Genomic DNA, 25,770 nt, shown 5'->3' on the forward strand with positions numbered 1-25,770 from the left:
GTGATCATGCAGCCCATTGACGTCTCCTGGCTCTGCGGTGAATACGGCGAGGAGTGCTACAGCTTCATCTACGTTCGCACGGCACCCGAACAGGCGGTCGCCCTCCTCGGCGGCGACTACGCGGACTTCGAACCGGCCCCACTGCCTGACGATCCCGATGACTGGCCACAGTCGGGGGACCCCCTTGGAGTCGCCGCCATAGGCGACTGGACGATCATCTATGACCCCGACTGGCTCAGCACCGACCAGAAACTGATCACCCGGCTCTCCGGAGGAACTCGCCTCGTCTCCCACGCGGCTCTCGGCATCAAGGACACGGACAAGTTCTTCTGGTGCGAGGACGGTGAGGTCAGGTACCTCTACGGAGGCGACGATGCCTTTGTCATGGATTTTCCGGACGAACTCACCGACGTCGTGGAGGAGATCAATAAGCTCTACCCGTCGATTCCCCGCCTGTACAGGGGACCGGCGTTCCTCCTGATCGAACACCTGACCGGAATCAGGCCGACCGAGGAACTCCTGAAAAGCCTGACCTTCATGTGGGGCACCGTCCACGCCGAGGGGTAGCGCTCATTTTGCACTTGGGTGGCGGGCTCTTGCCAGGCGGCCGGGGATGGCTCATACGCCTGCCCCCGGCAGAGGCGACTGGCGGCCGGCCTGACAAACCGCTCGGCACGCACACCTGCGCCGGTCCATCATGAGATCGGCTCACAACGGCCCGGACCCGCAACTGGTCGGCGGGGCGCTGTGGCGTGGGCTCGGTTGCTGGGCGCGGCGGTTGTCCTGAACCAGTGATGCGGCTGGCCGCAGGATGCCAACTTTTCCTTTGTAAGGCGCGTCTTACCTTTATGGGCTTATTGTTCCGTGCCACCGCCGCAGCCGTCGCCTTCATCGTCGCCGCGGTCCCGGCCGCGGCTCACGCCGTGGCGCCGGTCAACCAGTGGAGTGTCGCCCGTGACGATCGCCGCGACTCCTACGACGCGCTGACGGTCACGCCGGGTGGGGCGGTCTGGGTCGCGGGGACCCGGCGCGGGGCGAAGGGGACGGAGTCGTTGCTGCTCAAGGGCGACCGGTCCACGTTCAAGCGGGTCGCCGGGCCCGGTTTCCGGGTGAAGCGGCTGGCGTCGGCGTCGGACACGCGGGTCTGGGCCTTCGGGGCGTCGCGGTATGGGCGGTGGGACGGCAAGCGGTGGCAGGCCAAGTCGTGGCCCTATGGGCGGGTCGATCGGGCCTACTCCATCGGTGAGAACCTGTGGGTCGTTGAGAACGCGAACACGTTCTCCGCTGCCAAGGGCGCGAAGTGGAAGGCGCAGTCCACGTTGCGGCGGCTCGTCGGGTCGGCCTGGCGGAAGGTCGCCACGCCGATCGTGGTCAAGGGGCTCGACGGCAGGTGGGCGGCGGGGTCGGCGCGGGGGAAGGCGGCGCTGGCCCGCTGGACCGGGACGGCCTGGCATTCGGTCGCGCTTCCGGCGGTGCCGTCCGCGCATCCCGGTCAGGTCTCTGAGTTGACCGATGTCGCGGTGGACGGGGAGACCGGGCGGGTGATGGCCGTCGGGTGGGCCGCCTGGCCGTGTGGTCGGGCGTCCTTCTGCGGGGAGACGCTGCTGCTGTCCGGCTATCTCGGGGGCTTCGAGTACGAGGTCCGGAGCGAGCTGGGCATCCAGCCGCGCGCTCAGGCGGAGCCCGACGGTCGGGGTGGGGCCTGGATCGTCGTCAACGCCAAGGGCGGCGGCAGTGCGTTTGTGCACATCGTCGTCGACAGTGTCGAGACGGGTGTCTTTCCGGCTCCGCCGAAGCAGAAGGGGACCGTGCGTGATCTCGCCGTGCAGCTGGAGAGCGGCGGGTACGGCTGGGCGGTCGGTTCGGCTTCTCCCAGCCGCCACGGGCTGATCTGGGCCTACCGTCGTTAGGCGAAGCGGGCGACGACCTGTTTGACGCTGGTCAGCTTCGCTCCTGTGGCGGCCTCGTCGTGGACGTAGGCGTTCAGGGTCACCTTCACGCCTGGACGCACCTCGTATTCGGTGTCGTTCGCGGTGAAATTGCCCTTGTCGGTCTGGACGACGAACTCGACCTCGACGTTCACCTTGTCGTCGGTCGTGTTGGTGAACTGCTGGCACACGATAAGTGAGCCGATCGAGTCGGGGCAGGGGGTGACCTCGCCCAGCATGCCGGCGACAGCGGGGTCGATCTCGGGAACGGCCGCGGTCGGCCCCTCGGTCGGCTGGCCGAGGGCGCCGAGCCCGCCGAACGCCTCGGCGATGCTGTCGCGCAGTTCCGCCTTCACCACCTCACGTCCGGTGAAGTAGCCCGCCCCGAAGACCGCGACCGCGAGCACCCCGGCGGTCACGAGGAAGCGCGGGGACGAGAGACGCCGGACCGGTTGCGGATCCCATGGCTGCTGTGACATTCGATCCCCCTGGTGGTTAGAGCGTTCCAAAGCGAATCGGTCCTGCGTGCGCAGCGTTACGCGGCCCACGTTTCTCAGGCGAGGTGGCGGGCGAAGAAATGCACGGTGTTGTCCAGTTCGAACGCGGGGATCTCGCCGTGCTTGCCGGGGTTGGCGTGCAGGGTCTTCTCCGTTGAGGCGAACGCGTCGAACAGGGCCAGGCCGTGGGCCCGGGGGACGCGTTCGTCGTGCCACTGGAGGAGGAACTCGACGGGGACGGTGATCCGACTCGCGGCTTCCTCCAGGATCGGCGAGCCGCCCAGGCCCATGACCGCGGCCCTGATCCTCGGCTCGGCCGCGACGAACGGGACGCCCAAACCGCAGCCCAGCGACACGCCCCAGTAGCCCACCGGTCCCGCGCCCACGTGGGGAAGATCTTGGACGACGTCCAGAACCCCCTGCCATTCCGGGACGGTCTGGCGGGCCACCAGCGCCTGGAAGGCGGCGATCAAGGGGGCGAGGTCCTCGCCGGCCTCCGCTTTCGCCTGGTTCTCGATGGCGATGCGGTTGTAGGTCTCGTCGGCCGGGCGGTCGCCGTGGCCGGGGACGTCGGGGGACGTGACCGCGTAGCCGAGTTCGGTGACGAGGCGGTGGGCTCGGGTGACGATGTCCGAGGCCTTCTTGTGCCGGCCGCCGCCGTGGCCCATCAGGATGAGCGGGCGGGGGCCGGTGGCCTCCGCCGGGGTCCACAGGGCGGCGGGGACGCCGCCGGCGGTGAAGAGCTGTTCGCGGATGCCGTTGGACGTCGTGTCAGAGGTGAAGCGCATGGTGGTGCGGGCCTTTCGGAGTGCCTGCGGGCACTCCCTGGGCCATGCGGGGGAGGGAGGCCCGATCTGTCGTCGTGTTGATCGGTCTCACCTCCTTCGGTCGCAATTGCGCACGGCGCTGTAGAAGGTATCACTGCGGTGGCCGCAGCAGGACTCGAACCTGCGCGTGACCCGGTTCCGTAGACCGGCGCTCTGTCCACTGAGCTATGCGGCCGCGTACCCCGTACCGGATTCGAACCGGCGATCTCTCGGGTGAAAGCCGAGCGTCCTGACCACTAGACCAACGGGGCTTGCCTGTCGTGACCCGTACCGGATTCGAACCGGTGACCTCCTGAGTGAGAGTCAGGTGTCCTGAACCAGCTAGACCAACGGGCCCTGCACGCGCCCTTGCGGGCGCTTCTTGTCCTGCGGGTGTCCTGCGGTGTCCTGCGTGCCGCCCCGGGGATTCGAACCCCGACTGCCCGTGTCCTGAGCACGGTGCCTCCTGCCGTTGGGCTAGAGCGGCCTGGTACGTCCGGTGGGAGTCGAACCCACAAACTCCGGCTCCTCGGGCCGGTGCCTCTGCCATTGGGCTACGGACGTGTGCGCTGCCAGAGCACGATTCGAATGTGCATTTTCCCGGTTCAAAGCCGGGCGTCCTGCCGTTAGACGATCTGGCAATGGAATGAATCCCGCTATTGAATTCTGGGCAGCGGAAACGAAAAAGCCGCCGGGGTCTTCCCTGGCGGCTTCGTGGCGGTGTTCCCCTGGTCTAGCTGGGGAGACGCCGGTGCCGCAGGATTAGGGCGCGCAGGGATCGCGATTCTCGCGAGCGAAGGCTGCGGGCCTGTTCCTGCCGGGCTTCGTAGCTCACGGGAATCATCCTTTCCTGCGTTTTCGGTGCGGCTGGCTTGTTGGTGAAACCGTAGCCGCTCGAATTGTCGGACGCTATGTATTTAATTTCACCGGGGGTGGGTGTCGGTGACGGCGATGACCTCGTCCAGGCGGGTCAGGGCTGACTGGAGGCGGGTCAGCTGGCCGTTGATGCGGTCGCGTTCCGTGTGGAGGAGTCTGCGCTGGGCTTCGTCGGTGTGGCCGTGGGCGAAGCAGGGGAGCAGGGCGGCGATGGTGCGGCTGGTGAGGCCGGCGGCGTACATGTCCTGGAAGAACCTCACCCGCTCGACTGCTTCTTCCGGATAGTGGCGCTGGCCCGAGTCGCTGCGGTGCGGGGCCAGCAGGCCCTGCTCCTCGTAGTAGCGGAGGGCGCGGACGCTGACTCCCGAGCGGGCCGCCAGTTCACCGATGCGCATGGAGGAACACCCTTGCCTCTGACGTCAACGTCAGGTTCTAGGTTACCCGTCATGGACATCAAAGACTCTGTCGCCCTGGTGACCGGGGCCAATCGTGGGCTGGGGCGCGCGTTCACCCAGGAGCTGCTCGACCGGGGGGCACGCAAGGTCTACGCCGCGGCGCGGCGTGTCGAGGACGTCGATCCGGGTTCGGGACGGGTGGAGGCGATCAGGCTCGACATCACCGACGCCGGCGACGTCAGGCGGGCGGTGGAGGTCGCCCGGGACGTCACCCTGCTGGTCAACAACGCCGGGACCAACACCTCCACCGATCTGGTCACGGGTGACCTGGACCGGATCAGGCTCGACCTCGACACCCACTTCTACGGGACGCTGGGCATGGTGAGGGGGTTCGCGCCGACCCTGGCGGCCAACGGGGGCGGCGCGATCGTGAACGTTCTGTCGGCGATGTCATGGTTCGCCTATCAGGGCGCCAACGCCTATCACGTCGCCAAGGCGGCCGAATGGGCGCTGACCAACGCGGTGCGGCTGGAGCTGGCCGCCCAAGGGACGCTGGTGACGGGCGTCCACCTCGGGCTGGCCGACACCGACATGGCCGCGGGGCTCGACGGCGAGAAGCTGCCTCCGGCCGAGGTCGCGCGGACCGTTCTCGACGGGGTCGAGGCCGGGACGTGGGAGGTGCTGGTCGACGACTGGAGCGCCCACATCAAGAAGTCGCTCGCCCTGGACCCGCAGATGGCCGGTCAGCCGTAGGTCGGGTATTGCGGCCAGCCCTCCGGCGAGTCCTCCCAGTCTTCCTGGCGGCCCCACGGGGTCAGGTCGAGATAGCTGTGGGTGAAGACCAGGCGGTCGACGCCCCGGGCGGTCGTGCTGTAGGTGCGGTAGACGCGGTCGCCGTCGCGGAGGAAGACGCTCAGCATGAAGCCTCCGCCGGCGCCGCAGTCGTCGGCGAACGTGGTGCCCTTGGAGGACAGGAACGGGAGGGTCCAGCCGCGTTCGGCCTTGTAGCCCTCGATCTGCTCCAGGGGCATGTTGGAGATCGTGGCCCAGCTCACGCCCTTCGCGGCCAGCGACGGGAGCGCGGTGGGCGGGACGCTGTCGGTGAATTTGGTGCAGCCGGGACAGAAGTGGCCGGGGCCGTTGTCCATGAACTGGTAGACGATCAGCTGGTCACGGTCCTCGAACAGGTCGAGCAGGGTCCGGGGGCCGTCGGGGCCCTCGAAGACGTAGTCGGCCCGGAACTCGACCATGGGGAGGCGGCGGCGCCGGGCGGCCAGGGCGTCTTCGGCCCTGGTCAGCTCCTTCTCGGCCTTCAGCAGGTCCTCGCGCGCCAGCTGCCACTCTTCAGGTGATACGACTGGTGGTTTGGTCATAGGCGGATTCTGCCCGCTGGGTATGACAGAAACCGAGGGTGCCCAGGTCAAGGGGGATGCAGATGGAACTGGACGGACAGCGGGTGGTCCTCCTCGGGGGCACCTCGGGCATCGGGCTGGGCGCGGCCAAGATCGCTGCGGCGCACGGCGCGGAGGTGGTCGTGGTCTCCTCGCGGGAGGAGAACGTGCGGGTGGCCCTGGAGATGCTGCCCGATTCGGCGTGGGGGGACGTCGCCGATTTCAGCGACACGGCCGCCATCGAGCAGGTCGTCGAGCGGATAGGGCGGCTCGACCATCTGATCTACACGGCCGGGGAGCCTCTCTACATCTCCCCGGTCGAGCATCTCGATCTCGCGACCGCCCGTGAGTACTTCCAGATCCGGTTCTTCGGCGCGCTGGCGGCGGCGAAGGCCGCGCGGAGCAGGATCTCCGAGCAGGGCAGCATCACGGTCACGGCGGGGGTGGCCAAGGACCGGCCGGGGTTCGGGTGGGCGGGGCCCGCGTCGATCTCCGGGGCGCTGGAGGCGCTGACCAAGGCGCTGGCGGTGGAGTTCGCGCCCGTACGGGTGAACTGCGTGGCGCCCGGGGTGATCAGGTCACCGCTGTGGCAGGGGACGCTGCACGTCGAGGAGATGTACCAGGAGATCGCCGACACCAGCCTGGCCGGGCGGGTCGGAGAGGTCGAGGACGTGGCGAAGGCCTACCTCTATCTGATGACGCAGGAGTACTCGACCGGGATGGTGCTGACCGTCGACGGGGGCATCACCCTGGTTTGACAGACTGTCCGGCATGTCGGTGGAAGCGGTCTGGCGGGGGCTCGGGCTGCCGGGCATCGTGGATGTCCATACACACTTCATGCCCCAGCGGGTGCTCGACAAGGTGCAGGCCTATTTCGCCGGCGCCGAAGGCTATCTCGGGTTTCCCTGGCCCATCTCCCACGGCAACGACCCGCAGGATCACGTACGGAGACTGCGGGATTTCGGCGTGGTGCTCTTCACCGCGATGATTTACCCGCACAAGCCGAATATGGCTGCATGGCTGAACGAATGGGCGCGCGACTTCGCCGCCGTCACCCCCGATTGCGCGCTCACGGCGACCTTTTTCCCCGAGGAGTCCGCGCGGGCGTACGTACCGGAGGCGCTGGAAGCGGGCGCCCGGGTGTTCAAGGCGCATCTGCAGGTGGGGGAGTACGACCCGCGCGATCCCCTGCTCGACCCCGTCTGGGGGATGCTCGCCGACGCCGGGGTGCCGGTGGTCACCCATTGCGGGTCGGGGCCGGTGCCGGGGCGGTTCACCGGGCTGCGGCCGATCACCGAAATGCTCGAAAGGCATCCGCGGCTGAAATTGGTCGTGGCGCACATGGGGCTACCGGAATATCGCGGTTTCCTCGATCTCGCCGACCGATTTCCCGGGGTTTGTCTCGACACGACCATGGCGTTCACGGAATTCACGGAGAAAGCGTGGCCGTTTCCGTCTGGTGAACTGCCACGCCTTCTCGACAAAGGGGATCGCATTCTTTTCGGGAGCGACTTCCCCAACATCCCGTATGACTATGCGGAGGCGGTCGGCGCGCTGGTCCGGCTGGACCTCGGCGACGACTGGCTCCGGGCGGTGCTCTACGGCAACGCCGTTCAGATCTTGCGGCCGACCGCTCCGTAGGCGCCGTGGATCCGCTGGGCGAGCACCGCGGGGTCCTCCTCGGTGCGCCAGGTGGCGAGCGCGACGAGGCCGGGCTCGGCCAGCTCGAACCCGGTGAAGTACTCGCTGATCTGGGCCTTCGTCCGGGGGGTGAAGCCCAGGGAGTCGGAGTTGTACGCGTCGGCGGCGTCGGCGATCGTCTCCGGGAAGAAGTCGGCCGTCACGTGGCTGACCGCGAAGTAACTGCCGGGCACGAGCGCCTCGGTGTACTGACGGACCAGGCCGGCCGGGTCTTCCTTGTCGGTGATGAACATCAGGGTGCCGACGATGACCAGGGCCACCGGCTCGCTGAAGTCGATGACGCCCTTGATCTCCGGATGGTCGATGATCGACGCCGGGTCGCGCAGGTCGGCCTCGACGTAGCAGGTGCGGCCCTGCCGGGTGCTGCGGAGCAGGGCGCGGGCGTGCGTCATCACGATGGGGTCGTTGTCGACGTAGGCGATCCTGGCCGCGGGGTTGACCTGCTGGGCCACCTCGTGGGTGTTGCCCTGGGTGGGGATGCCGGTGCCGATGTCGAGGAACTGGCTGACGCCCTGTTCGGCGATGTACCTCACGGCGCGGCCCAGGAAGGCGCGGTTGTCGCGGGCCCCTTGGACGATCCCCGGCGAGGCGATCCTGGTCGCCTCGGCGACCTTGCGGTCGGCTTCGAAGTTGTCCTTGCCACCCAGCCAATAGTCGTACACGCGAGCCGAATGGGGGACCGACGTGTCGATTCTCGGCGCGTTCTCGTCACGCGGGGACGCCCACGGCAATACGTTCTTCGGCTCCGACATGGGGACTCCAAGGGGGTCGCGGCTTCGGGTCAGCTTAAACCCGATGATCGTCTCCCCAGACTAAGAATCCGTTATTTTCCGACGAGATTCCTTAAATGCGGGCGTAGTCTGCTATTTCGGTCAGCAAAGCGCGCTTGCCGGCTTCGTCCATGAATGACGCCCTGACCGCATTTCCGGCCAGGTCGGCGAGCCCGGACCGGTCCAGGCCGAGCAGCTGGGCGGCGACGGCGTACTCCTGGTTCAGGGAGGTGCCGAACATCGGCGGGTCGTCGGAGTTGACGGTGACGAGCACGCCCGCCTTCACCAGCTCGGGCAGCGGGTGCTCCTCCAGCGAGGCGACGGCCCTCGTGCAGACGTTGGACGTCGGGCAGACCTCCAGCGGGATCCGGCGCTCGGCCAGGTGGGCGAGCAGCTCGGGGTCGCGCGCGCTGCCGATGCCGTGGCCGATGCGCTCGGCCTTCAGCTCGCGCAGCGCCTCCCAGACCGTCTCGGGGCCGGTGGTCTCGCCGGCGTGCGGGAGCGAGTGGAGGCCCTCGGCGCGGGCGGCGTCGAAATAGGGCGCGAACTGCTTCCTCGGCACGCCGACCTCCGGCCCGCCCAGCCCGAAGCCGATCAGGCCGTCGGGGCGCTGGTCGAGCGCGATCCGCAGGGTGCTCTCGGCCGCCGGGAGGCCCAGCTCACCGGGGATGTCGAAGATCCACTTGAAGGCCAGGCCGTGGTCCTTCAGGACCGAGGCGCGGGCGTCCTCGATGATCTCGCAGAACTGCTCCGGGGCGAAGCCGTTGATCAGATGGGTGTACGGCGTCACGGTCAGCTCGACGTAACGGGCGTTCTGCGCCGCGAGGTCCCGGCCGACGCCGTAGAAGAGCTGCCACAGGTCCTCGGGGTCGCGGATCAGGTTGAGCACCGCGACGTACACCTCGATGAAGTGGGCGAAGTCGCGGAAGGTGAAGAACTCGGCCAGCCGTGCGGGGTCGGCCGGCACCGGGGTGCTGCCCTCGTGGCGGGCGGCGAGCTCGGCCACGACCCGGGGGGATGCGGAGCCGACGTGGTGGACGTGCAGCTCCGCCTTGGGCAGACCGGCGATGAAGGTGTCCAGATCTGTTGTCACGAGCCCGACCGTAGCGCTGGGCGTCGAACCAGGGCCAACTTCTTACACGGAAATGTCAGCTTCCGCTGGGAAGTTCGCCCAGTGTCACCTGAACGGTCGTCTGGCTGCCGTTCGAGCGCCGCACGACGACCGGCACCGTCTGGCCGGGCTTCAGCGTCGCCAGCACCTCGCTCAGGGTCGCGGTGTCCTCGGTGGGCTTGCCGTTCACGCTGGTGATGACGTCGCCGTTCTTGATCCCGGCCTTGGCGCTCGGGCCGTTCCTGGTGACCGCTCCGACCTGCACGCCCATCGGTTCTCCGTCGTCGCCGATGGCCGTCCCCACCTGGACGCCCAGAGCCGCCCGCCGCGTGTTGACCACGCGGCCGTTCTGGATGATCTGCCGGCCGATGTCGGTGGCGGTCGCGCTCGGGATGGCGAAGCCGATGCCGTCGGCCGGGCCCTGCTGCGGGTTGTTGGCCCCCAGGGTCGGGATGCCGATCACCGCGCCGCTCAGGTCGACCAGGGCGCCGCCGCTGTTGCCCGGGTTGATCGGGGCGGAGGTCTGGATCGCGTTGGCGATGGTGCTGCCCTGCGAACCGCGTTCGGCCGGGCCCAGGACCGTCCGGCCGAGGGCCGACACGATGCCCGAGGTGACCGTGCCGGAGAAGCCGAGCGGGTTGCCCATGGCCAGCACGATCTGGCCCACGCGGAGCTTGGTGGAGTCGCCGAACGTCGCCGGGTTGAGGCCGCGCGCGTCGGCGACCTTGATGACGGCCAGGTCGCCGGCCGGGAAGGAGCCGACGAGGGTGGCCTTGCGGGCCGGGCCTCCCGTCGGGAGGGCGACCTCGAAGTCGCGGGCCTGGCCCACGACGTGGGCGTTGGTCACGATGTGGCCCTGGGTGTCGAACACGATCCCGGAACCCAGGGCGTTGCCGGTGGTGATCTGCACGATCGACGGCAGCACCCGGTGGATGACCTCCTCGTAGGCCGACTCCAGGCCGAGCGCCTGCTGCGACGGCGTCACCGGCGTGCTCGCGCTGGGTGAGGCGGAGGCCGCCGGCGTCGCCGTGGACGTACCGGTGGACGAGTTCGAGCAGCCCGCCGCCGCCGCGAGGCAGGCGAGGACGGCGATCCGGCTGATGACCGGCGAGAATTCCATGCGACCCTGTCTACCCAGGTAGATCACCGGATGCCAGCACCGACGAGCAGATCGTTGGACCGTGCCATCGTCCGGCTTCGATCATGACTTCTGACGTAATCTGCCGTCATGGCGGACGAACTCGGCACCCCAGCCCGGCCGTCGGCGCGCTCTTACGACGCGCCAACCACCCCGCTCCCGATCTATCGCCCTCCCGTCGAGGAGGAACCCGCCCCGCCCCCGCCGCCACCGGAGGGCGGCAACCGGATGCGGGTCCTGTGGTCGGTCTTCGCCGCGCTCGTCACCGTCGCCGCCGTGGTGTTCGCCTTCTCGGCCTTCTCCGCCGACGAGCCCGTCCGCGAGGTGACGGTGTTACCCGCCGCCGAGACCGCCGTGAAACCCTCTCCGAAACCGTCGCGGACCCCGCTCTCGCTCCCCAGGCCGCCGGTCCGGAAGGCGCTGGCCGCCTACTCCGGCGCCGGCACCCCGACCGCCGGCCTGGTCGACGACCGCCGTTCCGGGATCGTGTACGCCGCCTTCGCCGACCCCTGGGAGAAGGTCAGGCCCGACCCCTTCCAGGCCCGCCAGCGCGCCGGCCAGGCGATCATCGCCTCCGGCCCGATCCCCGGCGCGAACCCCGGCACTCCGAAGACGGCGGCCCAGTGGCGTGACCTCACCGCCAAGGCCGCCCGCTGGACGGTCACCCGCTACCAGCCCAAGGAGGCCACCTTCCAGTGGACGGCCTCGCAGAAGATCCCCGGCGGCACCGGCTGGCTGCTCGGCTACCGGGTCGCCTGGGAGACCGGCGGCCGGCGGCACACCGCCGAGGCGATCGTGGTGCTGGTGGCGACCGGAGGGAAGCCCGGGATGCTCTTCGCCTCGGTGCCCGATTCGCGAAAAGAGCTGCGGAGAGACCTGAACGTCCTGCTGGAGACGGTTCGCCCCCGGTAGCCTCGAAGCTTCTTCTAGAATATGATTCTGTCCACATTGCCGAGTGTGGAGGGGTCTTATGGCGATCGGGCTGAGCGAGGAGCACGAAGCGCTGCGCGAGTCGGTGACCGGGTGGGCGGGTCGCCACATCACGCCGCAGGTCGTGCGGGCCGAGTCGACGGAGCGGCCCGCGTTCTGGTCCGGCCTCGCCGATCAGGGACTGCTCGGCTTGCACCTGCCCGAGGAGGCCGGCGGCTCCGGTTACGGCCTGCTGGAGGCCGCCGTCGCGGTCGAGGCACTGGCCGAGAAGATGACGCCCGGCTCCTACGTGCCGACCCTCCTGGCCAGCGCCGCGATCCACGCCGCCGATGAGAAGTCCGACCTGCTGGCCGGGCTGGCCGACGGGTCGCTGACCGGCGCGCTCGCCCTCGACGCGAACCTGACCGGCACCGGCCTCACCGGCACCGGGCGGATCTCCGGGGTGGCCGAGCAGGTGCTCGGCGCCGCCGAGGCCGACATCCTGGTGCTCCCGGTGGGCGACACGTGGGTGGTCGTCGAGGCGTCGGCCGCGACCGTGACCCCGATCCCGGCGCTCGACCTCACCCGGGGCGTCGCCCGCGTCGAGCTGTCCGACGCGGAAGTACGGGTCCTCGACGGCCTGACCGGGGAGACCGTGCGGCAGCTGGCCGCCGTGCTGCTCGGGGCCGACGCGATCGGGGTGGCCTCCTGGTGCGTCAACGCCGCCGCCGACTACGCCAAGGTCCGGGTGCAGTTCGGCCGTCCGATCGGCCAGTTCCAGGGGATCAAGCACAAGCTCTCGCGGATGCTCGTGGCGCTGGAGCAGGCCCGCGCGACCGTCTGGGACGCCACCCGCGCCACCGGCTCCGAGCGCGACCACGCCGCCGCCATCGCCGGGGTGGTCGCCCCCGACGCGGCCGTGCAGTGCGCCAAGGACGCCATCCAGACCTTCGGCGGCATCGGCTACACCTTCGAGCACGACGCCCACCTCTACTTCCGCCGCGCCCTGACGATCCGGGCGCTTCTCGGGTCGTCGGCCGACTGGAAGGAGCGGGTCGCCGCGCAGAGCCTGAGCGGGGTGAGCCGGGAGATGCGGCTCGACCTGCCCGAGGACGCCGAGCCGCTGCGGGAGCGGATCCGCGGCGAGCTGGCGGAGATCGTGCCGCTCGAAGGGGTGGAGCAGAAGCGGGCGCTGGCCGCGGCCGGGTTCGTGATGCCCCACCTGCCCCGGCCGTGGGGGCGGGACGCCTCGCCGCTGGAGCAGGTGCTGATCCAGCAGGAGATCAAGGCGGCCGGGCTCAAGCTGCCGCAGATGATCATCGGCGCGTGGGTGGTGCCCTCGATCGCCGTCTACGGCACCGACGAGCAGCAGCAGCGCTTCCTGCCGCGCACCCTCAGCGGGGAACTGGTCTGGTGTCAGCTGTTCTCCGAGCCGGGCGCGGGGTCCGACCTCGCCAACGTCCAGATGAAGGCCGAGCGGGTCGAGGGCGGCTGGCGGCTCAACGGGCAGAAGATCTGGACCAGCGTGGCCCACGTCGCCGAGTGGGGGATCTGCATCGCCCGCACGTCCAGCGAGGGCTCCAAGCACGACGGCATCACCTACTTCATCGTCGACATGAAGGCCGAGGGGGTGACGGTCCGGCCGCTGACCGAGATGACCGGCGAGAACCTGTTCAACGAGGTCTTCTTCGACGACGTGTTCGTGCCCGACGAGCTGGTGGTCGGCGCGGTGAACCAGGGCTGGAAGGTGGCCCGCAACACCCTGTCCAACGAGCGCGTCTCGCTGTCGTCGGGCTCCGGCGGCACCGGCGCGTCCGTGCCCGACCTGGTCGGGCTGGCCGGGCGGCTCGGCCGCGAGCTGACCTCGCCGGAACGCCAGGAGCTCGCCGAGGTCGTCTGCGAGGGCCACTCGATCAACGCGCTGTCGCTGCGGGTCACCCTGAAGCAGCTCGCCGGGACCGAGCCGGGCGCCGACGCGTCGGTCCGCAAGCTGCTGTCGACCTCGCACGCCCAGCACGTCTCGGAGTGCGCGGTCAACCTGGTCGGGCCCGCCGCCGTGACGGCGGCCGACTGGAAGCTCGGCGACGCCGGCTACTGGAACCGGGCGATCCTGGCCACCCGGGCCATGACCATCTACGGCGGCACCACCGAGGTCCAGCTCAACATCATCGGCGAGCGCATGCTGGGCCTGCCCCGCGACCCGGAGCCGGGTAAGTAGGAACTTGTTCTGTAAACCTGTTCCGGGCCTGATTCAAGACCTGGAACAGGTTGCAGTTCAGTTGTAGCGTCCAGAACATGCGGACGCGCGCGGCCGACATGTTCGGCATCGAGTTCCCGATCTTCGCCTTCAGCCACTGCCGCGATGTCGTCGCGGCGGTGAGCCGGGCCGGGGGCATGGGCGTCCTGGGCGCCCTCTACTTCACGCCGGAGGAGCTCGAGACCGAGCTCACCTGGATCGACGAGCACGTCGACGGCAAGCCCTACGGCGTCGACGTGGTCATGCCCGCCTCCTACGAGGGCGCCGACTTCGCCCCCGAGGAACTGGTCGGGCGGCTCCAGGGGATGATCCCCGAAGGCCACCGCAGGTTCGTCGACGACCTGCTGGCCAAGCACGGCGTGGCCGAGTCGGAGAGCGCGGCCGGGCGGGTGCTGCTCGGCTGGACCGACGCCACCGCGCGCCCCCAGGTCCGGACGGCGCTCGAACACCCCATCGCGCTGCTCGCCAACGCGCTCGGCCCGCCGCCCGCCGACGTGGTCGAGCAGGCCCACGCCAAGGGCGTGAAGGTCGCGGCGCTGGCCTCCACCCCCCGCCACGCGATCAAACAGGTCGAGGTCGGCGTCGACCTCGTGGTGGCGCAGGGCACCGAGGCGGGCGGCCACACCGGCGAGATCTCCACGATGGTGCTGATCCCGCAGGTGGTCGACGCGGTGGACGTGCCGGTCCTGGCCGCCGGGGGCATCGGCGACGGGCGGCAGGTCGCCGCCGGGCTCGCGCTCGGCGCGGAGGGCGTCTGGACGGGCTCGATCTGGCTGACCGTCGAGGAGGCCGACACCCCCGAGATGGCCAGGCGGCGGATCCTGGCGGCGACCTCGCGCGACACGGTCCGGTCGCGGTCGTGGACGGGCAAGCCCGCGCGGCTGCTCAAGAACGAGTGGACCGACGCCTGGGAGGCCGCCGACTCGCCCGGCACGCTGCCGATGCCGCTTCAGTTCATGCTGGTCAGCGACGCGCTGCGGCGCATCGGCCGGTCGGACGCCAGCGAGCTGGCCACCTTCCCGGCCGGTCAGATCATCGGCACGATGAACGATGTCAAACCGGCCCGGCAGGTGATCTTCGACCTCGTCGAGGGCTATGTCGAGGCCATGGAGCGGCTCCGGGGCATCAGTGACCGGTGAACCGGGCGGGCCGCTTCTCCCGGAAGGCCAGCGCCCCCTCCTTGGCGTCCTCGCTGCCGATGACCGGCCAGCCGAGGGCGTCGGAGATCGCGAGCGCCTCCTCCTCGGGGAGCCCGACCGTCTCGCGGTGGGCCCGCAGGATCGCCTGTACGGCGAGCGGCCCGCTGGCGGCGACGTCGTCGGCCAGTTCGCGGGCCTTCGCCAGGGCCTGGCCGTCGGGCACTACCTGGTTGACCAGGCCCATCCGCTGCGCCTCGTGCGCCCCGACCGAACGGCCGGTGAGCAGCAGGTCCATCGCGAAGGCGTAGGGGATCTGGCGGGTCAGCCGGATCGCGCTGCCGCCCATCGGGAACAGCGCCCGTTTGGCCTCGAACAGGCCCAGAGTGGCGCTCTCGGCGACCACGCGCAGGTCGGTGCCCACGAGCAGTTCGGTGCCGCCCGCGACGGCGTAGCCCTCGACGGCGCAGACGATCGGCTTGGTCGGCACGGCCTCGCGGAGCAGGCCGCGCCAGTGGTAGTTGGGGATCTCCGTGGCCCGTCTGCGGACCCGTTCGTCGTCGCTGGGGCGGGACATGGCCTTGAGGTCGGCGCCGGCGCAGAACGTGCCGCCCGCTCCGGTCAGGATGCCGACCCTGACGTCCTTCTGTTCGGATATGTACGCCCAGGCGTCCGCCAGCCCGACGAGCATGTCGGTGGACAGGGCGTTGCGCGCCTCCTGGCGGTCCATGGTCACGATCACGACGTGACCGTCGCGGTCGACTCGGCAGTGCGGGGTGCTGATCGGCAGGCGTTCCACGTACGTACTGTCCGACGCCGACCTCCGAAGATCAAGCGCTTGGTTGGAAGGAGCGCTCATGGGTTCACTCGGATTCTGGCGGCTGGCGGAGGCCGACCCCGCCTGGATCGCCGCGATCGACCCCGACGGCACCGAGCACACCGCGGGTGACCTGCTGGCCCGTGCGAACCGGCTGGTCCACGGGCTGCGCGACCTCGGGCTCCGTCCCGGGGACGGGATCTGCGGGCTGGTGCCCAACGGCGCCGACGGGCTGGTGCTCTACCTGGCGGCGCTGCAGGCCGGGTGGTACTACACGCCGGTCAACTGGCACCTGACCGGGCCGGAGATCGCCTACATCGTCGAGGACAGCGAGGCCAGGGCCTACTTCGTGGATGAGAGGTTCGCGGCCGAGGGCGTCCGGGGCCGGGCCGGGCTGGGGCCGGAACGGTGTTTCGCGTTCGGGGAGGTCGAGGGCTTCTCGCCGATCCCGACCGGGTCGCCGGAGACACCCTCGGAGCGGACCGCGGGCGCGACCATGCACTACACGTCCGGGACGACCGGACGCCCCAAAGGGGTCAGGCGCGCGCTGAGCGGTCTCGACCCGGACGACATGGCCGAACTCATGACGTCCCTGCTCAGGCTGTTCGGGATCACCGAAGGGCAGCCCAACGCCCACCTCGTCACCGCGCCCGCCTACCACACGGCCGTCACCCAGTTCGGCGGCAGCGCGCTGCACATGGGCCACACGCTCGTGCTGATGGACAAGTGGGACGCCGAGGAGACGCTGCGGCTGTGCGAGCGCCACCGGATCACCAACTCCCACCTGGTCCCGACCCACTTCAAGCGGCTGCTGTCGCTGCCGCACGAGGTGCGGGACCGCTACGACCTGTCGTCGCTGCGGTGGATGATCCACGCCGCCGCGCCCTGCCCGGTGCCGGTCAAGTCGGCGATGCTCGACTGGTGGGGCGACGTCATCTGGGAGTACTACGCCGCCACCGAAGGAGGCGGGACCATCGCGTCCCCGGAGGACTGGAAGAAACACCCCGGAACGGTCGGCAAGGCCTGGCCCATCAGCGAGCTCCTGATCGTGGACGACGCCCTGGAGCCCGTCGGACCCGGCACCCCCGGCACCGTCTACATGAGGATGGGGGCGGCCTCCTTCGAGTACAAGGGCGACCCCGAGAAGACCCGGGCGGGCCGCCTCGACGACTTCTTCACCGTCGGCGACATCGGCTACCTCGACGACGACGGCTTCCTGTTCCTGTGCGACCGCAAGGCCGACATGATCATCTCGGGCGGCGCGAACATCTACCCCGCCGAGATCGAGAACGAGCTGCTCGTCCACCCGAAGGTCGCCGACGTCGCGGTGTTCGGCATCCCCGACGACGAGTGGGGCGAGCAGATCAAGGCGGTCGTCGAACCCGCCGCCGGGGTGACGCCCGGCCCTGAGCTCGCGGCCGAGCTGCTCGACTCGCTGCGCGGGCGGCTGTCGACGATGAAGTGGCCCAAGACCATCGACTTCATCGACGAGATGCCCCGCGAACCCAACGGCAAGCTGCTGAAACGTAAACTGCGGGCGCCTTACTGGGAGGGCCGGGCCAGTGCCATCTGAACCCAACCACATCTTGGAGTTCCCAGGCGGCTACACCCGGTCGACCGGGCCGGTGATCGGCCGCTTCCTCACCGAGTTACGCGCCGGCCGCATCGTCGGGGTGCGGACCGCCGCGCGGAAGGTGCTGGTGCCGCCGCTGGAGTACGACCCGGAGACCGGCGAGCCGACGCTGACGACGCCCGGCCAGACGGGGCCGGTCCGTGACCCGGTCCGGGAACCGGCGCTGTCCTACGACTTCGTCGAGGTCGGGCCCGCCGGGACCGTGCGCGAGTGGACCTGGGTGGACCCGCCGCGCAAGAACCATCCGCTCGACCGGCCGTTCGCCTGGGCGCTGATCCGGCTCGACGGCGCGGACACCTCGCTCGTGCACGCGGTCGACGCCGGGACCGTCAAGGCCATGCGGGCCGGGCTGCGCGTGTGGCCGCGCTGGCGGCCCGACCGGGTCGGCTCGATCACCGACATCGAGTGTTTCGTCCCGGAGGTCACCACGATCGTGGCGAACGTGCGGACCGCGTACACCGTCACCCCCGGCGGGGCATTGGGGCGCTATCTCGACGGTCTGAGCAGGAACGTCTTCCTCGCGGGCCAGTGTCCGACCTGCCGGAGCGTCTACGTGCCCTACCGGCTGTCGTGCCCGCAGTGCGGGTCGGTCATCGACGACGAGGTCGAGGTCGGGCCGGGCGGCTCGGTCACCACGTTCGCGATCAACAACCTGCCCGATCCGCGCGCGCCGCAGGTGCCGTTCGTGTCGGCGTACATCCTGCTCGACGGGGCCGACATCCCGATCATCGCGCTGCTGGCGGAGGTCCCGGCCGGGGAGGTCGCCGAGGGGATGCGGGTGCGGGCCGTGTTCGAGGGCGGGACCGTCAAGTGGTTCGCGCCGGAACGGGAGGCGTGATGAGACCGGTCGCCGTCGCGGCGTTCGCGCAGACCACGCACACCGATCACGACACCGGGCTCTCCGAGCCCGAGCTGATCCTGCCGGTCATCCAGGCGGTACGCGCGCAGTCGGGCCTGCGGGAGTTCGGCTTCACCTGCTCGGGGAGCTGCGACTACCTGGCCGGGGCGCCGTTCTCGTTCGTGTCGGCCCTCGACGCGCTCGGCGCGTGGCCGCCCATCCAGGAGAGCCACGTCGAGATGGACGCCGCCTTCGCCCTCTACGAGGCGTGGGTGCGATTACAGCACGGCGACGTCGACTCGGCCCTGGTCTACGGCTTCGGCAAGTCCTCGCTGGGCGACCTGCGCGAGATCATGACTCTCCAGCTCGACCCCTACTACCTCGCGCCGCTGGGCCTCGACCAGCTCTCGTACGCGGGCCTCCAGGGCAGCGCCGTCAAAAGCGATGTGGCGGCGATAGCCCGGCGGAGCTGGGAATCCGCTCGATCCAACGAGTACGCGCTCAAGCTGCCCGAACCCGTGGAGACCGCCCCGATCACGGACGGAGCCGCCGCGATCGTGCTGGTCGCGGGCGATCTGCTCCAGGAACGCACGGACCTCGCCTACATCAATGGCATCGCGCATCGCATAGACCCCCACTATCCGGGCATGAGGAACCTCGCCCGGTCGGCCTCCGCCGCCGCAGCCGCAACGGCGGCGGGGGTCGGCAAGGGCCATGTCGACGTCGCCGAACTGCACGTCCAGTTCGCCCACGAGGAGACGATCCTCGTCGACGCGCTCGGACTCGGGGCCGGCACGGACATCAACCCCTCCGGCGGGCCGCTGGCCGCCAACCCGGTCATGGCGACCGGGCTCATCCGCATCGGCGAGGCCGCCCGGCGGGTCATGGACGGCACCGCCGCCAGGGCCGTCGCCCACGCCACCAGCGGGCCCTGTCTCCAGCAGAACCTGGTCGCCGTCCTGTCCCGGGAGTCGTGATGGGTCATCGTTGCGCGGTCATCGGGGTCGGCCAGACCCACTACACGACCCGCCGCCGGGACGTCTCCATGGCGGGGCTGGTCCGGGAGGCGGCGCTGCGCGCCCTGGAGGACGCCGGGCTGACCTTCGCCGACATCGACGCCGTGGTCATCGGCAAGGCCCCCGACCTGTTCGAGGGCGTCATGATGCCGGAGGCCTACCTCGCCGACGCGCTCGGCGCGGCCGGGAAACCCATGACGCGGGTGCACACCGCCGGCAGCGTCGGCGGGTCCACGGCGCTCGTCGGGGCCTCGCTCATCCAGGGCGGCGTGCACGACCGGGTGCTGGTGGTGGCGTACGAGAAACAGAGCGAGTCGAACGCCACGTGGGCCCTGTCGACCCATCTCCCGTTCACGTCGTCGCTGGTCGTGGGGGCGGGCGGCTACTTCGCGCCGCACATCCGCGACTACATGAGGCGCTCGGGCGCGCCCGGCCACGTCGGGGCGCTGGTGGCGGTCAAGGACCGGCTGAACGCCCTCAAGAACCCCTACGCCCATCTGAAAATCCCGGGGATCGACCGGGCCATGGTCGAGTCGACGCCCATGCTGTGGGAGCCGATCCGCTACCTGGAGACGTGCCCGTCGTCCGACGGGGCGTGCGCGATGGTGCTGTCGTCGGAGCGGGCGGTGACCGGGACGCCCGCGTGGGTGCACGGCGGCGCGATGCGCTCGGAGCCGATCTTCCGGGCCGGCCGCGACACGGTCAGCCCGCAGGCCGGGATCGACTGCGCCGCCGACGTCTACCGCCAGGCCGGCGTGACCGACCCCCGCCGCGACCTGGACGTGGCCGAGGTCTACGTGCCGTTCAGCTGGTACGAGCCCATGTGGCTGGAGAACCTCGGGTTCTGCGGGGTCAACGAGGGCTGGAAGCTGACCGAGGCCGGGGCCACCGCCCTCGACGGCGACATCCCGTGGAACGCCTCCGGCGGCGTCCTGTCGAGCAACCCCATCGGCGCCTCCGGGCTGATCCGGTTCGCCGAGGCCGCGCTCCAGGTCCGCGGCATGGCCGGGGAGCACCAGGTCGACGGGGCCAGGAAGGCCCTCGGGCACGCGTACGGCGGAGGCGCGCAGTTCTTCGCCATGTGGATCGTCGGAGCGGAGAAGCCATGAGGTTCCACCACGCCGACCTGTTCGAGGGCATCGCCGACGCCATCGGCGACCGGACGGCCGTGATCTGCGGCGACGCCCGCGCGACCTACGCCGAACTCGACACCGCCGCGACCCGGCTGGCCAACCACCTCTCGGCGCACGTCAAGCCGGGGGAGCACGTCGGGATCCACCTGTACAACGGGCTGGAGTACGTGACCTCGCTGCTGGCGGTCCTCAAGATCCGCGCGGTGCCGGTGAACGTGAACTACCGCTACGTGGCCGACGAACTCCGCTACCTCTACGACGACTCCGACATGGTCGCCCTGGTCTACTCCTCGGAGTTCGACGACCGGGTCGCAGCGGCCCGGACCGACCGGATGACGCACCTGATCGCGGTGGGGGACTCGGCGATCGCGGACGCGGTGCCGTACCCGACCGCGCTGGAGGGCTCGCCGGAGCGGGACTTCGGGCCGCGCGACGGCGCGGACCTCTACATCATCTACACCGGCGGGACCACCGGCCTGCCCAAAGGGGTGATGTGGACGCACGAGGACCTGTTCATGGCCTTCGGCGGCGGCAACCCCTACGGCCCGCCCCACGCGACCCCCGAGGGTGTGGTCGAGCAGGCCCGCAACGGCGGCCCGCTGACCATGATGGCCGCCGCGCCGCTGATGCACGGCGCGGCGCAGATGGGGACGTTCATCGCGTTCTGGATGGGCGCGACGATGGTCTACGTGCCGCGCTTCGACGCGGAGGCGGTGCTGCGCGCGATCGAGCGTGAGAAGGTGATGTCGATCAACATCACCGGCGACGCGATGGCGGTCCCGCTGGCCGACGCCCTGGAGAGCGGTACCTACGACCTGTCGTCGCTGTTCGTCTTCAGCTCGACCGGCGCGATCCTCACCGGGACGGTCCGCGACCGCCTCCAGGCGCTGCTGCCGACCGTCATGATCATGGACAGCTTCGGCTCGACGGAGTCGGGCTACACCGCCTCGGCCGTCGCCGGCTCGTCGCCGGAGGCGGGCCTGAAATACCAGCCCAACCCGAACGCGACCATGGCCGTCCTCGACGGCGCGCTGCGGCCGGTCACCCCCGGCGAGATGGGCGTCGTCGCCAAGACGGGACGGATCGCCCACGGCTACTACAAGGACCCCGCCAAGACCGCCGAGACCTTCGTGACCGACGCCGACGGCGTGAAGTGGCTGCTCACGGGCGACCTCGCCAAGGTCGAGGACGACGGCGCGATCCGCGTCTACGGCCGGGGCTCCCAGTGCATCAACACGGGCGGCGAGAAGGTCTTCCCCGAAGAGGTCGAAGCGGTGTTGAAGGGCCACCCGGGCGTCTTCGACGCCGTGGTGACGGGGCTGCCCGACGACCGCTGGGGCCACCGGGTCGCCGCCGTCGTCGAACCCCGGACCAAGGACCTCACGGAGTCGGACCTCGACGCCCACTGCCGGGAACGCCTGTCGGGCTACAAGGTCCCCCGCCAGTACGCCTTCGTCGACCTGCTGGTCAGGTCACCGGCGGGCAAGGCCGACTATCGCTGGGCCCGCGAGCAGTTCAGCGCCTGACGTCGTAGGTCAGGTGGGTCGCCAGCGGTGAGTGGCGGCAGCCGACCAGGTCGAGGTCGGCCTGGAAGGTGCCGTCGAACAGCGGGGTGCCCGCGCCCAGGACCAGCGGCGCGATGTGGATGCCCAGGCGGTCGACGACGCCCATCCGCAGGTACTGCCGGATCACGTCGGCGCCGCCGCCGATCGCGATCGGCTTGCCGCCCGCCGTCTCCCGGGCCCGCTCCAGCGCCTCCTCGGCGCCGGTGACGTAGGTGAAGGCGGTCGGCAGGTCGTCGGTGACGCGGTTGGTCAGCACGAAGACCGGGCTGTCGAACGGGTTCTCGTCGCCCCACCGGCCGGCCGCCTCGAACATGCCCCGGCCGACGATGGAGGCGCCCGCGTCGTGGAACCCGGCGAGCACCTCGGCGTCGACGGGGTTCCGCTCACCGTCGAACGACGGGTTCTCGTAGCTCCACGGCCCGCCGAACACCCAGTAGTGGAGGCGTTCGCCGCCGTCGCCGAGCCCCCGGCCGGGGGCCCAGTTCGGCCCGGCGACGAAACCGTCGAGAGAGATCGTGATGTCCGCGTGAATCATGCCGCCATCGTGCCGGGCGGCACCGACAGAACCGCTACTTCGACGGCTCGCCGGTGAACGCGGCCACCGCGCCGAGCCCGATGTAGACGACACCGCTGCCGACGTCGAGCCGCCGCCGCGCCGCCACGGAGCCCTTGATCCGCCCGGCCAGCGCGGAGGCGGCCAGGGCGTAGGTGCCGTCGCTGGCCATGCCGAGGACGATCCAGACCATGCCGAGCAGGACGATCTGCGGGGCCAGCGGGCCAGCGTGCGGGTCGGCGAACTGCGGGAGGAAGGCCAGGAAGAAGATGGCGGTCTTCGGGTTGAGGACGTTGACCACGAAGCCCTCGCCGAACAGGCGCGTCTTCGGGGTGGCGGTGACGACGGCCTCCTCGGCCGGGCTCCGGTCCATCAGCTTGCGGACGCCCAGGTAGACGAGGTAGGCGGCGCCGGCGTACTTCACGACGGTGAAGGCGGTGGCCGAGGCGGCCAGGACCGCGCTGATGCCCAGCGCGGCGGCGGCGACGTGGACGAGCGAACCGGTGTGCACGCCGAGGACCGACACCAGCCCGGCGGCGCGCCCCTGGGCGACGCTGCGGGTGACGATGTAGACCACGGCGGGGCCGGGCACGAGCAGCAGCGCCAGGGTGGCGACGGAGAAGACGGCGAGCGTCGGCAGATCGGGCATGCCGTGAGGATAGGAACGCCGGCCGGGGTCAGGCCAGCGGTTTTGAGAGGGCCTCCAGCAGCGCCTGGGTGGCCGGGGGGTCGGGCGGGGCGCCATAGGTGGCGGCGTACACGTGGCGGACCGACCCGGGGAGTTCGGCCGTTCTGACCTTCGGGTTCCGGTGGGCGCGCAGGGCCAGCGACGGCAGCAGCGCCGCGCCGAGCCCGGCGGCGACCATCGCCTGGACGGCGACGTAGTCGTCGGTGGTGAAGGTGATGTTCGGGGTGAACCCCTCTTTGGCGCACAGGTCGAGCAGGTGGCGGCGGCAGCGTTCGCAGCCGGCGATCCACTGGCCGTCGCGGTGGTCCTTCAGCGTTGGGCCGTCGAGGTGGACCAGGTGGCCGGGGTCGTCGAACAGGTGGCGGGTGCGGATGTCGGGGTCCTCGCCCAGGCCGTAGCCGAAGACCACCGCGACGTCGGCCTCGCCCGACCTGATCAGGTTCAGCGCGTCGGGCGGTTCGGCCTCGGTGATGTGCAGTTCCACGCCGGGATACGACTCCGCGAGCCGCACCCCGGCCTCCGGCACGAACGTGCCGAGCGCGGAGGGGAACGCGGCCAGCCTGACCCGGCCCGCCCGAAGCTGGATGAGCGCCTCCAGTTCGGCGGCGGCCGAGTCGAGGCGGCCGAGGATCTCGGCGGCGCGTTCGGCCAGCAGCCGCCCGGCGTCGGTCAGCCGGACCCCGCGCCCGACGCGTTGCAGCAGCTTCGCGCCGGTCTCGGCTTCGAGGCGGGCGAGGTGGTGGCTGACGGAGGGCTGGGCGTAGTGGAGTTCCTTGGCGGCCGCGGTGAGCGAGCCGGTGCGGGCGACGGCGACGAGTACCCTCAGGCGAACGGGGTCCAGCATCCGATCGATGCTACCCCTCAAGGACATATCAACATGGTCTATGGGTTTCCGGTCGATTCCCTATTGGACCTATGAATGCGGGTGGGGTCAGGCTTGTCGGCATGACGGACATGCGCGACATCCTCCGGGCCGCCTCCCTGCTCTCCCGGCACCTCCCGCCGACGCCGATGTGGAGCTACCCCGTGCTGAACGCGGTGGCCGGGGCGGAGCTCTGGGTCAAACACGAGAACACCCAGCCGATCGGGGCCTTCAAGGTCCGGGGCGGAATCACGCTGCTCGCCGCCCTGCCCGGCCGTGAGCGCGGGGTGGTCGCCTACTCGACGGGGAACCACGCGCAGTCGATCGCCTTCGCGGCGCGGCTGTTCGGGACGGCGTGCGCGATCGTGATGCCGGAGAACCCCAACCCGGCCAAGGTCGCCGCCGTCGAGGCGCTCGGGGGGACGGTCGTCGTCGGGGGAGCGACCATGGTCGAGGCCGCCGACGTGGCCCGCGAGGAGGCCGACCGGCTCGGGTGGCGGCTGATCAGCCCGGCCGACGAGCCCGAGATCATCGCCGGGGTCGGCACCCTCTACCTGGAGATCCTCCGCGACCAGCCCGACCTCGACGCGATCGTGGTCCCGGTCGGCAGCGGCACGGGAGCCGCCGCGGCCTGCCTGGTGGCGCGGGCGCTCGCCCCCGGCTGCCAGGTGATCGGCGTGCAGTCCGCCGCCGCCCCGGCGGCGCACGACTCGTGGCGGCTCGGCGAGATGGTGCTCCGTCCGATGAAGACGCGGGTGGACGGCCTGGCGACGGGCTCCGCCTACGCGCTCCCGCAGCAGGTCATGCGCGAACTGCTGACCGACTTCCTGCTGGTCGGCGACGACGAGATCCGCGCCGCCCAGCGCCTCATGCTCACCCACGCGCACACCCTGGCCGAGGGGGCGGGCGCGGCGGCTCTCGCGGGGGTGCTGTCCCGACGCGAGGAGTTCGCCGGGAAGAAGGTCGCGATCGTCGTGTCGGGCGGCAACGCCGGGCCCGCGGAGCTCGCGGCGCTGCTGCCTTCTGGCGCATAAGCCTGTCAGGTCAGGTCAGGTCGTCGCGGTTCGCCTCGTCGAGTTCCTGGAGGCTCTGGCGGGTGAGTTCCAGGTCGGCCGTCAGCGCGTCGAGGGCGGTCGAGGTGCCGGTGCCGGTGGTCGTGTCCATCGCGGAGAGTTCGATCACCCGGGCCACCAGGCCCTCCAGGATGATCACCGTCGACTCCAGCCGGACCAGGAGCCGTTCCCTGGTCGAGGACAGCCGGGCGTGGACCTCCTCCTGGGCGGTCAGGGCGCTGATCGCGCGGTCGAGTTCGCCGGCGATCTCCGGGCGGGCCGACTCGCGCGCGTGGGTCAGGCGCAGCCGCTCCTGCCGCAGGAAGCCGGCGTCGAGGCGGCCGAGGGCGGCCGTCGTCACCGAGGTGTGGGCGGCCAGCCTGCGCAGCGTCACGACGGTGTCGTCCACCTGCGGTCTCATCGCGGCCACCGGGTCCATCAGCAACCGGCCGCGCATCCCCTCGGTCAGCTCGGCGAAGGTGGCCGCCGCGCGTTCGGCCCGTGCGAGGGCGCGGTCCTCCGGGCTGCCGCCGGTGACCGGCGGAGGCCCGGCGGTCTCGGCGGCCTCGACGGGCTCGCGCGAGGACAGGAGGGCCGCCGCCACCCAGCCGACCACGGCCACCACGACGGCGACCGGGATCGACAGGCGGACGGCCAGGGCGGCGAAGCCCACGGCCAGGGCCAGGGCCAGCGTCCAC

26 protein-coding genes and 6 tRNA genes are annotated in these 25,770 nt (G+C 70.5%); 14 read left to right on the top strand and 18 right to left on the bottom strand.

Annotated elements, in window-relative coordinates:
• Positions 1–6: 6 nt before the first annotated feature.
• Positions 7–567, top strand: coding sequence for a DUF6461 domain-containing protein (locus AW270_RS29660; protein ID WP_245674918.1), 561 nt, complete (start codon positions 7–9; stop codon positions 565–567).
• 281 nt (positions 568–848) lie between these two features.
• Positions 849–1,910, top strand: coding sequence for a hypothetical protein (locus tag AW270_RS29665; RefSeq protein ID WP_157522807.1), 1,062 nt, complete (start codon positions 849–851; stop codon positions 1,908–1,910).
• Here AW270_RS29665 and AW270_RS29670 read toward each other — a convergent pair.
• The 9 genes from AW270_RS29670 to AW270_RS29705 all read right to left on the bottom strand — a co-directional run bounded on the left by AW270_RS29670 (position 1,907) and on the right by AW270_RS29705 (position 4,502).
• Positions 1,907–2,407 carry a hypothetical protein gene (locus AW270_RS29670; RefSeq protein ID WP_157522810.1) on the bottom strand — a complete coding sequence of 167 codons (501 nt, stop codon included), beginning with the start codon at positions 2,405–2,407 and terminating at the stop codon, positions 1,907–1,909. The genes AW270_RS29665 and AW270_RS29670 overlap by 4 nt on opposite strands.
• 74 nt (positions 2,408–2,481) lie before the next feature.
• Positions 2,482–3,213 (bottom strand): dienelactone hydrolase family protein, encoded by a 732-nt coding sequence (locus AW270_RS29675; protein WP_061299417.1) that lies wholly within the window; start codon positions 3,211–3,213, stop codon positions 2,482–2,484.
• Positions 3,214–3,352: 139 nt separating this feature from the next.
• A tRNA-Arg gene (locus AW270_RS29680) sits at positions 3,353–3,427 on the bottom strand.
• A 3-nt stretch (positions 3,428–3,430) separates the two neighbouring features.
• Positions 3,431–3,503, bottom strand: a tRNA-Glu gene (locus AW270_RS29685).
• A gap of 10 nt (positions 3,504–3,513) precedes the next feature.
• Positions 3,514–3,588, bottom strand: a tRNA-Glu gene (locus AW270_RS29690).
• A gap of 56 nt (positions 3,589–3,644) precedes the next feature.
• Positions 3,645–3,718 (bottom strand) — tRNA-Leu (locus tag AW270_RS29695).
• A 1-nt stretch (position 3,719) separates the two neighbouring features.
• Positions 3,720–3,795: transfer RNA gene (locus AW270_RS29700), tRNA-Leu, on the bottom strand.
• A 5-nt stretch (positions 3,796–3,800) separates the two neighbouring features.
• Positions 3,801–3,872: transfer RNA gene (locus tag AW270_RS39145), tRNA-Gln, on the bottom strand.
• A 282-nt stretch (positions 3,873–4,154) separates the two neighbouring features.
• The gene (locus AW270_RS29705) at positions 4,155–4,502 is read right to left on the bottom strand and encodes a MerR family transcriptional regulator (RefSeq protein WP_061299418.1); all 348 of its coding nucleotides are present in this window, start codon (positions 4,500–4,502) and stop codon (positions 4,155–4,157) included.
• 51 nt (positions 4,503–4,553) lie between these two features.
• On the opposite strand from AW270_RS29705, the gene AW270_RS29710 reads away from it, so the two are divergent.
• A complete protein-coding gene (locus AW270_RS29710) occupies positions 4,554–5,255 on the top strand; it encodes an SDR family oxidoreductase (RefSeq protein ID WP_061299419.1) in 702 nt (233 codons plus the stop codon).
• Here the strand turns inward: AW270_RS29710 and AW270_RS29715 are convergent.
• Positions 5,246–5,875, bottom strand: a complete 630-nt coding sequence (locus AW270_RS29715; protein ID WP_061299420.1) for a DUF899 domain-containing protein — start codon at positions 5,873–5,875, stop codon at positions 5,246–5,248. The two genes, AW270_RS29710 and AW270_RS29715, sit on opposite strands and share 10 nt — an antisense overlap.
• 62 nt (positions 5,876–5,937) lie before the next feature.
• On the opposite strand from AW270_RS29715, the gene AW270_RS29720 reads away from it, so the two are divergent.
• Both AW270_RS29720 and AW270_RS29725 read left to right on the top strand, forming a co-directional pair.
• Positions 5,938–6,651, top strand: a complete 714-nt coding sequence (locus AW270_RS29720) for an SDR family oxidoreductase (RefSeq protein ID WP_061299480.1) — start codon at positions 5,938–5,940, stop codon at positions 6,649–6,651.
• A 13-nt stretch (positions 6,652–6,664) separates the two neighbouring features.
• Positions 6,665–7,534, top strand: coding sequence for an amidohydrolase family protein (locus AW270_RS29725; protein ID WP_061299421.1), 870 nt, complete (start codon positions 6,665–6,667; stop codon positions 7,532–7,534).
• Here AW270_RS29725 and AW270_RS29730 read toward each other — a convergent pair.
• From AW270_RS29730 to AW270_RS29740, 3 genes are all read right to left on the bottom strand, one after another.
• The gene (locus tag AW270_RS29730) at positions 7,507–8,346 is read right to left on the bottom strand and encodes an SAM-dependent methyltransferase (RefSeq protein ID WP_061299422.1); all 840 of its coding nucleotides are present in this window, start codon (positions 8,344–8,346) and stop codon (positions 7,507–7,509) included. The two genes, AW270_RS29725 and AW270_RS29730, sit on opposite strands and share 28 nt — an antisense overlap.
• Positions 8,347–8,437: 91 nt before the next feature.
• Positions 8,438–9,457, bottom strand: coding sequence for an adenosine deaminase (locus tag AW270_RS29735; RefSeq protein ID WP_061299423.1), 1,020 nt, complete (start codon positions 9,455–9,457; stop codon positions 8,438–8,440).
• Positions 9,458–9,512: 55 nt separating this feature from the next.
• Positions 9,513–10,595, bottom strand: a complete 1,083-nt coding sequence (locus AW270_RS29740; RefSeq protein ID WP_061299424.1) for a S1C family serine protease — start codon at positions 10,593–10,595, stop codon at positions 9,513–9,515.
• 108 nt (positions 10,596–10,703) lie between these two features.
• On the opposite strand from AW270_RS29740, the gene AW270_RS29745 reads away from it, so the two are divergent.
• The 3 genes from AW270_RS29745 (at position 10,704) to AW270_RS29755 (ending at position 14,918) form a co-directional block, all read left to right on the top strand.
• Entirely contained in the window at positions 10,704–11,525 is an 822-nt protein-coding gene (locus AW270_RS29745; protein WP_157522813.1) for a hypothetical protein, read from the top strand.
• 58 nt (positions 11,526–11,583) lie between these two features.
• Positions 11,584–13,740, top strand: coding sequence for an acyl-CoA dehydrogenase family protein (locus tag AW270_RS29750; RefSeq protein ID WP_061299426.1), 2,157 nt, complete (start codon positions 11,584–11,586; stop codon positions 13,738–13,740).
• 77 nt (positions 13,741–13,817) lie between these two features.
• Positions 13,818–14,918: an NAD(P)H-dependent flavin oxidoreductase gene (locus AW270_RS29755; RefSeq protein WP_061299427.1), complete on the top strand. Its 1,101-nt coding sequence runs from the start codon at positions 13,818–13,820 to the stop codon at positions 14,916–14,918.
• Here AW270_RS29755 and AW270_RS29760 read toward each other — a convergent pair.
• Positions 14,905–15,714, bottom strand: a complete 810-nt coding sequence (locus AW270_RS29760) for a crotonase/enoyl-CoA hydratase family protein (RefSeq protein WP_245674916.1) — start codon at positions 15,712–15,714, stop codon at positions 14,905–14,907. The two genes, AW270_RS29755 and AW270_RS29760, sit on opposite strands and share 14 nt — an antisense overlap.
• A 58-nt stretch (positions 15,715–15,772) precedes the next feature.
• Here AW270_RS29760 and AW270_RS29765 point away from each other — a divergent pair, with 58 nt between their 5' ends.
• The 5 genes from AW270_RS29765 to AW270_RS29785 are packed head-to-tail and all read left to right on the top strand — an operon-like array spanning position 15,773 to position 21,878.
• Positions 15,773–17,305: an acyl-CoA synthetase gene (locus AW270_RS29765; protein WP_061299429.1), complete on the top strand. Its 1,533-nt coding sequence runs from the start codon at positions 15,773–15,775 to the stop codon at positions 17,303–17,305.
• Positions 17,295–18,203 (top strand): OB-fold nucleic acid binding domain-containing protein, encoded by a 909-nt coding sequence (locus tag AW270_RS29770; RefSeq protein WP_061299430.1) that lies wholly within the window; start codon positions 17,295–17,297, stop codon positions 18,201–18,203. Before AW270_RS29765 ends, AW270_RS29770 begins: the two co-directional genes overlap by 11 nt.
• The gene (locus tag AW270_RS29775) at positions 18,203–19,180 is read left to right on the top strand and encodes a thiolase family protein (protein WP_061299431.1); all 978 of its coding nucleotides are present in this window, start codon (positions 18,203–18,205) and stop codon (positions 19,178–19,180) included. The genes AW270_RS29770 and AW270_RS29775 overlap by 1 nt, the downstream gene beginning before the upstream one ends.
• A complete protein-coding gene (locus tag AW270_RS29780) occupies positions 19,180–20,328 on the top strand; it encodes a thiolase family protein (RefSeq protein WP_061299432.1) in 1,149 nt (382 codons plus the stop codon). The genes AW270_RS29775 and AW270_RS29780 overlap by 1 nt, the downstream gene beginning before the upstream one ends.
• Positions 20,325–21,878 carry an acyl-CoA synthetase gene (locus tag AW270_RS29785; RefSeq protein ID WP_061299433.1) on the top strand — a complete coding sequence of 518 codons (1,554 nt, stop codon included), beginning with the start codon at positions 20,325–20,327 and terminating at the stop codon, positions 21,876–21,878. The genes AW270_RS29780 and AW270_RS29785 overlap by 4 nt, the downstream gene beginning before the upstream one ends.
• Here the strand turns inward: AW270_RS29785 and AW270_RS29790 are convergent.
• From AW270_RS29790 to AW270_RS29800, 3 genes are read right to left on the bottom strand one after another with little or no spacing between them, the layout of a single operon-like run.
• Positions 21,868–22,452, bottom strand: coding sequence for a dihydrofolate reductase family protein (locus tag AW270_RS29790; RefSeq protein ID WP_061299434.1), 585 nt, complete (start codon positions 22,450–22,452; stop codon positions 21,868–21,870). The genes AW270_RS29785 and AW270_RS29790 overlap by 11 nt on opposite strands.
• Positions 22,453–22,486: 34 nt before the next feature.
• Positions 22,487–23,119 (bottom strand): LysE family translocator, encoded by a 633-nt coding sequence (locus AW270_RS29795; protein ID WP_061299435.1) that lies wholly within the window; start codon positions 23,117–23,119, stop codon positions 22,487–22,489.
• 28 nt (positions 23,120–23,147) lie between these two features.
• The gene (locus tag AW270_RS29800; protein WP_061299436.1) at positions 23,148–24,002 is read right to left on the bottom strand and encodes a LysR family transcriptional regulator; all 855 of its coding nucleotides are present in this window, start codon (positions 24,000–24,002) and stop codon (positions 23,148–23,150) included.
• Between the two features lie 101 nt (positions 24,003–24,103).
• Here AW270_RS29800 and AW270_RS29805 point away from each other — a divergent pair, with 101 nt between their 5' ends.
• The gene (locus AW270_RS29805; protein ID WP_061299437.1) at positions 24,104–25,054 is read left to right on the top strand and encodes a threonine ammonia-lyase; all 951 of its coding nucleotides are present in this window, start codon (positions 24,104–24,106) and stop codon (positions 25,052–25,054) included.
• Between the two features lie 10 nt (positions 25,055–25,064).
• Here the strand turns inward: AW270_RS29805 and AW270_RS29810 are convergent, their stop codons facing one another.
• Positions 25,065–25,745, bottom strand: a complete 681-nt coding sequence (locus tag AW270_RS29810) for a hypothetical protein (protein WP_061299438.1) — start codon at positions 25,743–25,745, stop codon at positions 25,065–25,067.
• Between the last annotated feature and the right edge of the window lie 25 nt (positions 25,746–25,770).

This window comes from Herbidospora cretacea (assembly GCF_001570605.1).
GTDB lineage: Bacteria > Actinomycetota > Actinomycetes > Streptosporangiales > Streptosporangiaceae > Herbidospora > Herbidospora cretacea.